The sequence below is a fragment of the Cognatazoarcus halotolerans genome (genome assembly GCF_009800965.1).
GTDB classification, from domain to species: Bacteria; Pseudomonadota; Gammaproteobacteria; order Burkholderiales; family Rhodocyclaceae; genus Cognatazoarcus; species Cognatazoarcus halotolerans.
In genome coordinates, this window is sequence record NZ_WUAF01000095.1 from 1 (window position 1) to 255 (window position 255).

The window sequence follows — 255 nt, forward strand, 5'->3', positions numbered from 1 at the left end:
CGCCGCGTAGAGCAGCTCGTGGGCGTTGAAGAGGATGTCGTCGGAGGCCTTGCCGAAGCCCATCTGCACCGCCTCGAGCGCGCTCTTGGCGACCTTGGCCATGGCGATGGTCTGGAAGCTCTCCTGGGTGTACAGGAACACGTCGCCGCCGGCGGCACGCCTGGCCAGGGCATGGGCCTGCAGCGCGAACTCCTTGCTGCCGCCACCGGCCGGGATCAGCCCGACGCCGGCCTCGACCAGGCCGACATAGCTCTC

1 pseudogene is annotated in these 255 nt (G+C 69.4%); it reads right to left on the bottom strand.

Features of this window, described 5'->3' with window-relative positions:
* Window positions 1-255: pseudogene (locus GQB03_RS22825) on the bottom strand (3-hydroxyacyl-CoA dehydrogenase); the annotation flags it as partial.